General features: G+C 32.4%; 9 protein-coding genes. All 9 read right to left on the reverse strand.

Features of this window, described 5'->3' with window-relative positions; genetic code table 11:
- Position 1: 1 nt before the first annotated feature.
- Complete coding sequence (locus AC1XJX_RS11905) at positions 2 to 3,241, reverse strand: SusC/RagA family TonB-linked outer membrane protein (RefSeq protein ID WP_482004208.1); 3,240 nt, start codon at positions 3,239 to 3,241, stop codon at positions 2 to 4.
- A gap of 163 nt (positions 3,242 to 3,404) precedes the next feature.
- The gene (locus tag AC1XJX_RS11910; RefSeq protein WP_482004209.1) at positions 3,405 to 4,577 is read right to left on the reverse strand and encodes a carboxypeptidase-like regulatory domain-containing protein; all 1,173 of its coding nucleotides are present in this window, start codon (positions 4,575 to 4,577) and stop codon (positions 3,405 to 3,407) included.
- 68 nt (positions 4,578 to 4,645) lie between these two features.
- Positions 4,646 to 8,899, reverse strand: coding sequence for a sulfatase-like hydrolase/transferase (locus tag AC1XJX_RS11915; protein WP_482004210.1), 4,254 nt, complete (start codon positions 8,897 to 8,899; stop codon positions 4,646 to 4,648).
- A 117-nt stretch (positions 8,900 to 9,016) separates the two neighbouring features.
- The gene (locus AC1XJX_RS11920) at positions 9,017 to 10,336 is read right to left on the reverse strand and encodes a T9SS type A sorting domain-containing protein (protein ID WP_482004211.1); all 1,320 of its coding nucleotides are present in this window, start codon (positions 10,334 to 10,336) and stop codon (positions 9,017 to 9,019) included.
- A 752-nt stretch (positions 10,337 to 11,088) separates the two neighbouring features.
- Positions 11,089 to 11,517, reverse strand: coding sequence for a hypothetical protein (locus AC1XJX_RS11925; protein WP_482004212.1), 429 nt, complete (start codon positions 11,515 to 11,517; stop codon positions 11,089 to 11,091).
- The gene (locus tag AC1XJX_RS11930; RefSeq protein ID WP_482004213.1) at positions 11,489 to 12,019 is read right to left on the reverse strand and encodes a hypothetical protein; all 531 of its coding nucleotides are present in this window, start codon (positions 12,017 to 12,019) and stop codon (positions 11,489 to 11,491) included. The genes AC1XJX_RS11925 and AC1XJX_RS11930 overlap by 29 nt, the downstream gene beginning before the upstream one ends.
- A 276-nt stretch (positions 12,020 to 12,295) precedes the next feature.
- Positions 12,296 to 12,466, reverse strand: coding sequence for a MopE-related protein (locus AC1XJX_RS11935; protein WP_482004216.1), 171 nt, complete (start codon positions 12,464 to 12,466; stop codon positions 12,296 to 12,298).
- Positions 12,415 to 12,576 (reverse strand): hypothetical protein, encoded by a 162-nt coding sequence (locus tag AC1XJX_RS11940; protein WP_482004214.1) that lies wholly within the window; start codon positions 12,574 to 12,576, stop codon positions 12,415 to 12,417. Before AC1XJX_RS11940 ends, AC1XJX_RS11935 begins: the two co-directional genes overlap by 52 nt.
- Before the next feature lie 151 nt (positions 12,577 to 12,727).
- A partial coding sequence (locus tag AC1XJX_RS11945; RefSeq protein WP_482004215.1) for a T9SS sorting signal type C domain-containing protein occupies positions 12,728 to 14,362 on the reverse strand: 1,635 nt, incomplete at its 5' end.

Below are 14,362 nucleotides of genomic sequence, written 5' to 3' on the forward strand. Positions count from 1 at the left end.
TTTAAAAATCTAATTTTAAATTAAGTCCAACTGTTCTCGTTGGTAAAAAAGAGCCGTACTCAATACCTTGTCCATTACCTGAAGTTGTTTGAGCTTCTGGATCTATTCCTTGAGGCGTGTTTCTATAGATTGTCCAAAGATCTCTACCTACTACAGAAATTTTCATGCTCTTAAACGGAACTTTTTGTAATTTTTTCATAGGAATATTATATGCCAAAACTACTTCTCGTAATTTTACATATGACGCATCATACACAAATCTTGGTTGATCACTCAAACCATCAAACCCATATTGCATGGGGTCTAGCCATATATCTTGATAAATTACGTTACCATCTGCATCTCTTTGTGCAACCCAGTTTCCATCAGCATCTTGCACCCCAATTGCAGCGTTATCATATTTTCTACCTTTTGGTCTATCGGTATCTACATAATCATTACCAAATAACCCAATACCCTGTCTTTCATCATTATTTTCATTTAAGATTACAGATGATAAAATCCAATCTTCTCTTCCAGGTATACTTTCAGAATGAATACCATGATTTATCGTTTTTACCATGGTTGCAGAGTATAGGTCTCCTCCCATTTTTACATCAATTAAAAAACTAAAACTAAGGCCTTTGTAAGAAAAAGAATTTCTAAGATTTCCTATCCAATCTGCTTGCGCATTTCCTAAATATCCATCTGAATTAAAACGAACTCTCCCATTATTTAGTAATAGCGTAGCACCTGTTTCTGGGTCTGTAGCTGGTACATTTCCCCTTATGTTTCCAAAAGGTTTGCCTACTTCTGCAAAAACACCAACATTAAACCAACTTCTTAATTGTAACCGCTCTACGCCATCTATTAAAGAAACTACATTTGATCTATTGTTAGACCAATTTAAATCTGCAGTCCATTTAAATTTGTTATCAAATATTTTGGCAGATAAAAACACTTCGAATCCTTCATTCTCAATTTCTCCTGCGTTAATAATATTAGAACTAAAACCTGAAGTTGGTGTAACTTGAACAGGTATAATTTGATTATTGGTAGCTGATTTATAGTAAGTTGCGTTTAATGATATTTTATTTTTAAATAATTTTGTTTCAAATCCAAATTCAGTAGAAGAGGTTAGTTCTGGTTTTAATTCTGCATTATTTTTTGTTTGCTGAAGTGCTAACAGTGGAATACCATTATAATTCCCTCCAAAATTGTAAGCATCTAAAACCCTGAAAGATCTTGTGTCATTTCCAACTTGTGCGTAAGAAGCACGTATTTTACCAAAAGTTAAAATTTCGTTTCTTGGAATCCAATCTGAAAATACAACAGAACCACCTACAGAAGGGTAAAAATATGAGTTGTTATTTATAGGTAATGCAGACGACCAATCATTTCTTGCTGTTACATCAAGAAAGTAAGTATCCTTATAACCTAAAGTAACCGAACCAAATACAGAATTTACTCTTTTATTATCAGAATTTTCAATTAAAACTGGAATATCCGCTGAGTTTAATAAACTTTTTACATCTCTAACAATTAAAGAATTAATTATTGCTAAACTATTTGAAAACCTTAAGTCAAAACGATTAACCCCAGCTAAAGCAACAATATTAAATTCTTTTATCTTTTTTTTGTAATTTAATATTGCTTCATAATTCCAGTTTTGTCTATTGGAATTAGACGTTCTATAGAGGCCGTCAGGATCAAAATTAGCTCCCATATTATTAAATTGATTATCAACTCTATTGGCAACTACTCCATTTACTTTACCTGATAGATTTAAGCCTTTAATAATCTCCCAGTTTAAACTAACATTAGCCACCAAGCTATTTGTTTCATCTCTATTAGAGTTTTCATATAAATTCCAATAAGGGTTATTAAAAGGACCATTAAATATAAATTGCTGATTATTTAAGTCCTTATACGGAACCAAATTTTCTTGAGACATATCTGGTCTCATATACATGTAATTATTGGCAGGATTTCTTTCACTACCATTTTGATACAATCTGTTATTTACTTTTTGGTTGGTATATATGGCCGTAACATCTGTTCTTAATTTACTTGAAATTTTTCGAGAAAAACGGAGTGTAAAATTATTTCGTATTTGATTTTCCATTCGTTGCATAACATGATCTCCACGAGTATTTTGAAAGGCAAACCGGAACGAACCTTGTTCGTTTCCTTTTGATATAGCAATATCATTAGTATACACAGTACCTACTTTATAAAGTTCTTTAATATTGTTATAATTTGGCTTATAAATAGCTGGCTCGCTGTTATAACCAAGTACTTCTTGACCCAAAAAAGGCATGCCATAAGCTCTAGGCTGCGATGCTAGAACTGGTAATCCAGTTGCAGGATCTAAATTACTTATAATACCTGAAATTCTTCCTGAGGCTCCTGTACCATAGGCATATTGATAATCTGGATATTCTCTATTGGAAACAAAAGACATATTAGAGTTGAAAGAGATATTTGCATTACCGTCTTTATCAGAAGCACCTTTTTTAGTAGTTATTAATATAACCCCGTTAGAAGCTCTTGACCCATATAAAGCAGCTGCATTTGCTCCTTTTAGCACTTGCAGAGATTCGATGTCATTTGGATTGATATTAGAAAGCGGGCTTCCATAATCAATATCGCTTCCTTCGTTCCAAACAGACACACCACCATCTCCTTGTTGGCTGTCTAAAGCTATACCATCAATAATGTATAAAGGTTGGTTGTCTCCAGTAATAGAGGTTAACCCTCTAATAACAACTCTTGTAGATCCTGTTGGTGTACTAGAATTTACAATTTGCACACCTGCAGCTTTTCCTGCTAGACCATTTAAAAAGTTAGGTGTTTGCGCTTCAGTTAAAGACTCTGTATCTACTTTTTGAGCAGCATACGTTAATGTTTTTTGCTCTCTTTCAACACCAAATGCAGTTACCACAACCTCATCCAGCTGTTCTTGAGATTCAGACAAGGTTACATTTACTTCATTAGTTTTGCCATCAAATAATATATCTTCAGTAGCATACCCTAAATAACTAAATTCAAGAACACCTTTAACTATTTCTCCAGTTGATAACATATATCGTCCATCAAAATCTGTTATGGCTCCTTTGCTTGAGTCCTTAAGTATTACAGAGACACCTATTAAAGGTATACCAGAGTCATCTGTAACTTTTCCTGTTATAATTTTTTCCTGAGAAAAAATAAATATTGGAAACAGAAAGAAGAGTATAATACCCCATTTAGTTTTTTTCATAATAATTGATTTAGTTTAAGTTTAAGACAAATGAAGAGTTTAGTGTTAATTTTTTATTAATTTTTCCTTAAAATTTTCTTTTAAAAAAAATAAAATAAAACTTTATTCATGTAGTTACGTTTTCTGTAAATAGATTAATGACGTTTAAAAATTTATGTGCATGCTAGTTAGAAACGCCAAATTGCTTGTTTAATGGGATCCCATAAATAGACTCCAGTTCTTCGGCGTACTTATTATAAAACTTTGATGCTGGGGGTAAATTTAATTTAGACCAAAATTCTTGGTTGTAAGGAATATTATAGTCGCCCATATCTAAACCTTTTACCATGTTGTTTTCAACATCTATTTTCTTTCTATCAGTTTCTATTCCTAAAACAATCACTTCGTGTCTCCAAGTTGCCGTTAAAGTATTAGTATTAACCTTTAAAAGTTTTTGCATATATGGTGTTAAAGGTTCTTTACTCTCTGAAGCCCTGTTGTGATAGCTTAAATATAATTTACCAGCGTTATTTTTTTTATAAATAAAAACAGAATTTTTCAATGAGCTTTCTATTTTATAGATACTATAGGTATCAATACCTATATAGAATTTAACGAACTTGTGCCCACCAGAACTTTGATCTTTTTTCTCACCTTCAATAACAACAATATCTTCTCCATCGTATGAGCTATCTCCTGTTTTTTTCCAAACATAATCGCCTTTGTATAAACCTTGTCTTATAGGGTGTTCTTTAGATAAAAGCTCGACAGCATGAAATTTTTGTTTCTTTTTAATAAATCTATAATCCACAGATTTTCTAGTTTGTTCAACTTCTATTTCATAGAGTTCTAGATCGAGTGGATTCATATCTAATATCTTGATGTAATGTTCAACTAAAAATCTAGACGTATTAGCTTCAGAAGAAAATCTACGGTATAATGCGTTTAGCTGATGCATGTCGCTTACTACATTCTTTTTATAATTTTTTAGAGCTAATTTAACATAATCCTTTGATGCTAAAATATTAACTTCAGAAAGGGATACAATATCTTCAATAAGTACCATTTTCTTTTCTTTTTGGTTAATATAATCTTGAACATTTATTTTAAATGTTTTATAACCAATACTAGAAACTTCTAATGTATCAACCAAATTACTTTTAGAAAGAGTAAATAAAAACACACCATCTTCATTTGTAGAAGAACCTATATACTTAGATGGTATACCAATTGCAGCATAAGGTATTCCATAACCTGTATTATCTAAAATAAGACCTTCGATGCTAATTTCATCATTTTGTGAATAAAGGAATACCGGTATAATTAAAAGTATTAAAATCCAATTTTTATTTTTCATAAAACGTGTTTTTTTAAGCTTTTTTGCAATAATCTATACACGGCAAATAAAGCATATTAAATTAAAAATCAATAAAGAATAAATTTCTTTGAAAAGGACGTGCTATTAACTTTTGCAATTAGGATATATATACTGTTTTTAAATGCATTTGCATTTATAGAGGTTTGTTTTCCTATATTATTTAATGCTAATATGCGGCTTCCCAATAAATTATATATTTCTATAGATACAGGTTCTGTTATTGAATTAAATAGCCTAATAATTTTTCTTTCGCTGTTATAGGATATTAATATTTTTTTAGATAATAAATCTTCATTTTCTACAGACAAAGTCACATTAGAATCCCAAGCGCCGGCATCATTCCCATCAGATCCAAAATCAATAGGTGTGTCATCTCCTCCATTAGCCATATCAAATTCTACTTTTCCAGATGTTTCATTAAAACGTAAATTAGAAGAAGTTAAATCTACTTTTATTTTAGAGGAGCTATACGTGTCATCTAATCCAAAACCTTTAGAAACACCAGACAATGAATTTATAAAGTTTAATTGGACTCCTGAGGCAATATTTATATCAGATTCTGGGTTTACTGTATCACCTAAAAGATTCCCGTAAATTAAAGAATTTTTGATTTCAAAGGTTCTACCACCTTCAATTTTAATTCCTCCGGCTTCTCCTGCTTCTGCAGATGTTAAGATTACTTTGTTACCAAAAACAGTTATGTTTTCTAAATTACTAGTAGCATTTAAACCTCCAAAATATAAACCTCCGCCTTGAAAAGTTGCTGTGTTATTATAAAATGTATTTTTAGACATTATTACTTTTCTACCATCTCCAAAAATATTGATTGCACCACCATTGGCTCTATCTCCATTTCCATCAGTTTTATTAATATTTGCTGCTGTATTATTTATAAATAAAGAACCCGTTATGGTTAAAGTTCCGTCACCAGAACCGCTAATTGCACCACCATCTCCTCTAGCTAAATTATTTTTGAAAATTGAGTTTGTAATAGTTATATTTCCTTCACTAAAAAAAAGACCTCCCCCAGCCTTGTCAACGCCTCCTGTAGAATTATCATCAAAAATACTATTGGTAAAAGTTAAATTAGAGTTCGCATTCATATTTATTGCTCCACCATTAATTGATGATTCTTTGTTTCCTTTAAAAGTAATATCTGAAAAAGAAACATTAAGATTTGGCTTACTAATATGAAATAAACGGTCTGTACCTTGTTTATTTGTATCTGGTGAAATTATTGCATTATCTGTGCCAATAAAATTCATGCTTTTTTCAACTAAAATTTTAGAATTATGTATTACAGTACCAGATATATTAATTGTACTTCCTTCTTTTGCAATAGCATAAGCTTTCTGAACAGTTAAAAAAGCGGTTCCTGGGCTTGTTCCTGTATTGGTGTCATCTCCAAATTCATCTGCGTAATAATTAGTGACTTCTGGTAAATTTTGATAAGATGGTTGATTAACGGTTAGCGCTATTTCTCCTCTTAAAGCTTCACCTCCTTTACCTGTTAACCATAAATAATAATCACTAGGTAAACCTTCATAATTGGTAAACTGTGTCAATGCACTTGATGGTGGATTGTCGTCTACTTTAAAAATACAAGTACCTTCGTCCATTTCATCAAACATGGCTACATAAATCGTTTCAACATTCTCATCAATTGCATTGTAAAATTGTCGCCATAAAAAATCGCCTTTTAAACGCGGAATGCTGTTTAATTCTGAGAATACTCCTTGATTTTTTTTTAAATTTTGCCAGCTAAAACCAGGAAAAACTACAGGCATGTATAGTAAGTTTTGGGCATCACACCATGCTTTGTCTGCAGCAATAATGCTTTTGTGGGAGTCTGCTGAAGTTAAGTTGGAATATCTTCCTACCGTCCAAGGGTGCACAATGTCTGCAGTTTTGATAACGGTGTGTAATTGAGGGTTTGAGGTCGCATCATTATCTAAGGTTCTCCAACTTCTAGGAACACCTAATAAAACAGAACATCCACCATAAATTGGGTCATTTTTAAAATAAGTAATCAACTCTTGTATATCATCTAAAGTATAATTATCAGTTCTATTAAAACCAACACCCCAAATGGCCACTATAGGTTTTTGATTGTAGGTTACTAAGTGTTTGTTGGTGTTGTCATTTAATCCATGTTCTGTTACGAGTTGTTGCCAATAGGTTTTAATATCATTAACCATGGTTCCTGTTGCATTTGCATTAGATAAATCGAACATAACACTTACCAATCTATTGTTATTGGCTTTTGCTGCAGTTATAATGTTATCTAGAACCAATTTATCATTGGCATTTGGATTTGGAGTATTTGACCTTAAATTAGAAGCAAATTGTTGAAAAAATACACCATCAATTCCATAATCATTCATCCATTTAAAATGACGACTGATCGTCTTTGCATTCGTAGAAGAAAAAACTGTTGCAACAGCACCATCTTTTTTAATAAATGATGTAGCATATTTTTCATCTGCATCTGCTCCACTCATATCTGGCCAAAAATCAATTGATGTTATGCCAGGCTCAAATTTACCACTTGACCCTCTGTAATGATTCCAACCACGGTTTGAACCATCTGTTGGTGTATTGAACCAGCCTTGATAACCTGCTAGTATCTTGCCTATAATGGATGTTGGTTCATTTGAAACTGCTGCAACTGTTAAATCGATACTTGTATCTGTAAATTCTTGATAAGGTCTATTTGGAAATGTCAACAATTTACTTCTTAGTAAATTTCTCATTTCTGTTGCCTTTTCAGGATTTAATTCAAATAGGTTTGTAGTTTCATAGGGATCATTTGCTAGATCGAATAACTGATCTTTTTGATGGTATAAAGGATAAGAAGCCGCGCCCAAACTTCCAAGCGAGGTATTGGGAATATAATAAGGCAAAGAGACTTGAGTTCCATTTGGACCATTAAACGTGTCTCCATTAGCAATTTTGGTATTTGTAGCATCATCATAACGCACTGTTATGTATTTCCAATCTTTGGTTCTGATGGCTCTTGAAAAACCAATTTCGAAAAATAAATAGTCGTGAATTACTTCGGTACTATTAGTGGTTAATACGTTTTTTAAACTTTTACCATCAAGCGTTATATTTGAAGTATTTACTCCTGCAATATCTAAAAAAGTGGTTGTAAAATCTATGTTTTGAACCAATTCACTATAAGTTCTAGGATTTATAATTCCATTAGGCCAATAAACCATTAAAGGGACTTTAGTACCTCCTTCATAATTTGTTGCTTTTGCTTTATTAAAATCACCATGATCAGACGTTATGATAATGATTGTATTATCTAATTTACCTTTTGCTTTTAATTTTTCTACAACGGCACCCACTGCATGGTCAAACCAACGCAACCAAGCATGTCTTGGATCTTTGCCAGATAATCCATTAATTTCATTTTTTATTTGGGTTCTTGAGGGTAAATAACTGTAATCTTGGGTTAATACTCCTTCTGCAGTAAGGTTAACATCAGCATCTAAGCCAGCATAATACCCATTGCTATTTGTCCAATAAGGTGCTGGACCATGAGGTATGGTTTCACTGTAGTATATGAAAAATGGTTCTTCATTAGTGTTTTCTATAAAATCTAATACCGCTTTATTTTTGTATTCAACATTATGAATATTTAAATTATCATTGAATAATTCTCTTAAGTTTCCAGGATAGAATGCGTTTACATGATCAAAACCAAATTCTTTCATACGATTTGACCATTTGTCATGATTGAACTTCATGGCGTTTGACACAGTTGTATTATTTGGATCTGCTGTTTTAGAATAAGCCATAAATCCATCAGTACCTTGCGTATATCTCTCTAAAATATCATGGTCAATGATGTGTGATTTACCAATAAAAGCAGTTGTATAACCTACTGTTTTTAATAAGCGAGGAAGATTTGTGATGTTTTCTTCCAATTCGATATTGTTAGCAATTCTACTTAATTTTCCCAACGGAAAGCTACTGATAAAACTATTGCCTTCTGACCTGCCTGCATACTTCCCTGTTAACATAGAATACCTACTTGGAGTACAAATAGAGGTTGAAACATATGCCTTGTTAAACACAATACCTTTCGATGCTAAATCATCTATAATTGGAGTATATACTTTATTATCACCATTAAAACCAAAAGGTCTTGATTGATTTTGATCATCACTGTTTCTCAAAGGGATTGAACTTTGATCATCAGTCATTATAAAAATAATATTTGGTTTAGTATTTTGTGAAAATATAGATCCTACATAGCATAAAAAGACTAAAAGTATTTTGAAAGTTTTCATTGATTCTTAATTATTTAAACTGAATTTATTGTCATGTAAACAAGGTTTATAACAAAAAACAGGGATTTTTTAAGATCCCTGTTCGTCATTTTAAAGTATTCACTTTAAACTGTGATGTTAATTTACTATGAATTTTTTAGAGAAAAACTTTTCAGGAGTTTTACCTAAAAGAATATAAATGCCAGCTTTTAAGCCATTTGCATTTATAGATTGTTTACTAGCAACTTCATCTACAGTTAGTACTTTAGCTCCTATAATATTATAAATCTCTACAGAAAGAGGCGCATTAATGGTATGTAAAACTTCTAAGTTTTTTGAAGCTTTATTAAAAAACACAGTAAATTGAGTTGCTAAAAAATCTTCTCTGTCTAAAGATAAAGTAAAGCCTGAATTCCAAGCACCAACATCATTCCCATCAGATCCAAAGTCTATTGGGGAGTCGTCACCGGTAGTTGGAAGCGTATATTTAACAAGCCCACTTGCCGCATCATAAGCTAAGTTAGACGATGTAAGGTTGGCAGCCATATTAGATAATGTGACCACATCTGAACCGTCTAAGGCAGGTTCAATTTTTTTAGATATTGAATTTACAAAACTTAACACTGTAGCTGGCGTAATACCTATATCTGAATCAGCAGTACCTGTAGAGCCATCTGTAACAGTATTACCATAAATAAGTGAATTTTGAATTAAAAATGGTCTTGTACCTTCAATTCTAAGACCTCCACCTTTTGATTGATTTAGCGTTGAATTCACAGCGTTATTATTAAAAATAGTTGTATTTGTAATACTACTCTCAGTATTATTTGCTGCTAAATACATAGCGCCCCCGTCATTTGTAGCTGAATTATTTACAAATGTACTACCCTGTACAATCAGTTTTCGTCCTAATGTTGCAATTGCAACAGCCCCACCTCTTGGTGCACTATTTCCATCAAATAATGAGTTTGTAATTGTTAATACGCCCGTAGCCCCTGCAAAGATAGTCCCATTGCCTGATGTTGTTGTATTATTTTTAAACGTACAGTTTGTAATACTAACATCAGAGTTTTGAGTTATGTTAACAACAGATCCTTGAACAGCTGCACTGGCATTTTGAAAGCTGATGTTTGAAAATGATACTGCTATCCCTGCATTAGAGATATTGTACATTCTTGATGAACCTGTTGCTGTAACGATGCAATCATTTAAACCCTCAAAATCTAAAGATTTTTCAATTGAAACTTGTCCAGATTGATTAATCGCACCTAATATAATTATTTTATCACCATCTAAGGCATTATTTACAGCATCATTAATCGTAGTAAATGCTGTTGCTTCCGTTAAACCGTCAGATCCATCGCCACCTACCTTTACATAATAGGTTGATTGCGCTAATAATGTTGTTGTAAAAAACAAACATGTAAGTAAACTTAAAAAAGTAATTTTTTTCATCATATTTTAGAAATTTAGTTAATTAGGTAACAAATAAACAAACTAAGCATTAATTAATGCTTAATTTTATATTAATGAAAAGTATTCCAAACAAAAATGCTTAAAATTTTATATTGTTAACAACACTTTCAACTTTTATTTTTTTATGCTAGAAAAATTCTATTTTTTTTTATGGTTGGCTTTTAATATCACTCTAGTAATTATTTAGTATATCATTTTTTTTTTCAAATATCAGACACTGAAGTCGATATCTCTGTAATTTTTACACCTTAAATGTGACTTTATAAACTAATTTATTTTCATCAATTTCTAGAAATATTTTTCAGATTTAAAATAATTTTCTTTCAAGATACAACTGTTTCAGTATCAAAAAAAAAGCAAGAACCATTTATTTATTTGCAATTACTTTATTAGCAGTTAAAATGAATCTAGAAAGCCCTGATCGTCCAACTATAACTTATGGATTAAGCGATTTTAAAAATAATTTATTATCAAATTTTGACATTAATCTTTTTCACTTATGATAAAATATACCCGTTTTTATTGTATTTATAATATGACTGGTTTCGTCTCATATATTTCAATTGGAACTGTTTCTTTAACAAAAATTCCGATTAGTTATTTAGCTTAGAAACTGTTTAAAGACTTGCAATTTAAGCTGTTTATTTTTTTAGTATTTATTGAGTAAACCCATAGTTTCGTATAAAACAGGAGATATTAATATTTCCTGAACTGTATAGACAAGTTGTTTTAAACTAAGGTTGATTTCCAATTGTATTTCTTCCATATTGAACAGGTGTGGCTCTTGTTTCAATACTCAATAATGAACCGTTGTTATTGGTTGCAAAATTTTCATCCAGGTTAGCGAATTTAGGCACATCAACCGCATTATTACCATTATCATCAACAAGAACTAACACGCCATCTGCTGCCGATTGATTAGCGGCTAAAGCAGCACTTTCATATAAAGCTAAACGCAACTGACCTGTGCTTGCCTTTTTAGCCGTGGTTTTAAATACCGTAGTTTCCGATACCGATCTATTTTTACTGGCTTGTGTAAAGCTTAGTTTTGTTGGACGTTTTGCAGCTGTATAAACCCACCCAGCTTGAACTGCTTGTAAATATTGGTTAGCGCCACCGGCCTTAGCAGCACCATTAGCTGCAAATATTGTGGTGTAAGCCACTATGGTTCCTAAATTTAAGATCCCAAGCCCAATAAAACGTATTGTTAATATTAGTGGAATTAGTAGTTAATACGTTATTCATATTTATCGGTGCTTGGAATGGATTACCAACAAAAACAAAGCTTTTCTTAGGAAAATTAACCGTACTCGAACCCGTGTTTTCTGAAACTAAAGGACCTATAGTGCTTAAGGTTGTTTCTGATGCTGTCGCATTATTATTTGTTAAATCGGTTGTTCTATCATCTCCTACCAAAATATGATAACCTTTTCCTGTTTTTAAATTTGTGTCATCTATATTATCTAAAGCTACATAATTATACACATCATTATCAAAAGTATACATGGATGGGTTTCCGGTATTGATAGCATCAAAGCCATTGGCACCTGACATAGATCCTGAAATATGAGTATCTTCCTGCCAGTTATTAGCACTAAAGTTATTAGTAGTTACTATTGAACTCAACTGACGATAAGCTTGTTTTGCAGGGATATAGCGTTCCACTCTAACACAAACTAAAAATGAAAGTGTTCAAGATCATATTTAAGCTGAACCTGTTTTATCCGATTGTAAGTTCATACTTCCATCAATAGTTACAGTTCCATTATTAGTTATTACCAACATTGGACTCACAATGAAACTAGCTCTATTTTAAATGGTTAAACCCAAACCTTATGCAAGTTTTAAATCTTGACCTACAGTGAATACTGGATAATTAGTTAACCCTTAAGGAATTGTAATACTTTTACTTGGTGATAATCATTGCATATTATTATCTTTTCAGTTACCTGCATTTTCCCAATCTGAATCTATTAATACTAGCCAAATTACTTTAGTTATTAATCCCTCATCTATATCTCCAATACAATCATTATCAACTCCAGCAGCTAATTCGGGTGCTAACTGATTAATCGCTGCATCAGCATCATCACAATCGCAGTTAAAGCGTATCCAACACCAGGAGAACTACATACTAGTGTATTTTCTACACTACCAATAAATTCATCTTCATCTACACCAACATACCAAGTCGATTCTGCGTTTAATTGTAGGCAAATCAAATTTACCTTGTGTGGTGTTTTTATTAGATTATTAAAATACCAAGTTAATTAATTCAATTATTTGTATAAAAATATTAAAAAACCCTGTTCATTTATAGAACAGGGTTTTAAAAATAATATTGATTTTATTAAATTTAATCCAAGAGGATTTCTAATTAACTACTTTTTTACTCACTACTTTATTTTCGTCAGAAGTAATTTTAACAATCAACACTTGTTGGGAAAATTTTGAACCATCGATAGTAGTTTCCGAGTTGTTAATATTCTCCTTTTTTAATACTAATCGACCACTCATATCAAACACCTGTACGTTTTTCATAGTTATACCACCTGAATTGATGTGAATTATTTTTTTATTAGTATAAATAAGCACACTTTCTTTAGTAAATACAGGTGTTTCAGTATCTAAAGTTCTTTGATATTTAAGTATAAATCTTGAACTGTTCGCTCCTGCTTCGGCAATAAAATCATACCCCCCTGCTTTCAAATTAGTTTCGGTTCCCGTAACATTATCCTTTAATATAATGTCTTGACTTCCTGCAAACAGACCGTCAACATGGTCAATAGTTATAGAATAACTACCGGCAGTATTGGTTTTGAAGCTTAAAGGCACTTCATCTGTTCCATCGAATGGTAAGGCACGTCCTTGAATAACATAATCTGTATTATCAAGGACCGAGTTTAAGGCGATGGTACCATCGTTGAAATATTTCGCGTCAAACGCATCTAAACTTTGGGTAGCACCCGTAACATAGTTTATTGCCATTTGCGCAAAGTCATCACCAGTTGCGTTTACGACATTCAACCAAATTCTGTTATTCTCAACTACTTGTTTCATTTTAAAGAATTGGCCGGCATTATTAGCAACTCTTTGTCCGTTATTAAACGTCAAATCTGTCGATGCACTACTCGCTTCCACGAAGAACCCTTGTCCTGTTTGAATGATTCCTAGAGGATCAACCGATTTGCTATTGTTATTGGTAACAAATGTTTCATTGTTCCAGGTACAATAAGCACCTCCGTTAACACCATTTCTTTTTCTCCAGAAATACAAAGTTCCAGTGATATTGGCACTATTGTCTGAAACAAATTGTGTCATACTGATAGGCGATGGATACGGATTTCCAACTAAATTGAATCGCATTCCAGCACCTCTATTTGCTAAAGTAACGGGTATAGTACCATTGTTTGGTACTCCTGTAAATACACCTGGGTAAGCTGTAGGATTACTTGGACTAGCCGTATTTGGCATACGAATCAAATAACCACTTCCTACCGCAAAGTCCGTTGTTGCAGGGCTTGGCACTGCATTGTACAAGTTGGTAGTCGTGTTATAGTTGTAAAAACGGTCAATCACTGTCTCTGGTGAGAAAGCCAATAAATTTTGATTTCCCACTGGTGATGACCATAAGGTATAATCCAGTAGTTTCAATGTTGAACTATTGCGTTTTACCGTTACGGTACCCACATTCGTTGCAGGACCAATCTGAATCAAATTGGCATTATTTTCAAACACGACGGCAGTTGGACCAGCATTGTTGATTAGCTCATTTACAACAGTCAAATTACCTGAATTCACGGTTAATACACCGGAATTCACAGTTAGTTTTTTGGCGGAAATAGCACCTTCTATATCAGTACTGTAATTTCCGACAATAATAGCTTCAACGGAAGCTGTTGGAGCACCGTTTGACCAAATTGTACCATCCCAAGTAGTTTCGGTAATTTCGATTACCGTTACAGTAGCGGTGTCAGTGCCTGTACAAGGTGAAGTAGCATTTACTGT

The organism is Flaviramulus sp., assembly GCF_982512915.1.

Excerpts from the sequence above, each read along its gene's own strand:
- AC1XJX_RS11910 (WP_482004209.1), bottom strand. The coding sequence starts at position 4,577 with ATGAAAAATAAAAATTGGATTTTAATACTTTTAATTATACCGGTATTC.
- AC1XJX_RS11915 (WP_482004210.1), bottom strand. The coding sequence starts at position 8,899 with ATGAAAACTTTCAAAATACTTTTAGTCTTTTTATGCTATGTAGGATCT.
- AC1XJX_RS11920 (WP_482004211.1), bottom strand. The coding sequence starts at position 10,336 with ATGATGAAAAAAATTACTTTTTTAAGTTTACTTACATGTTTGTTTTTT.
- AC1XJX_RS11905 (WP_482004208.1), bottom strand. The coding sequence starts at position 3,241 with ATGAAAAAAACTAAATGGGGTATTATACTCTTCTTTCTGTTTCCAATA.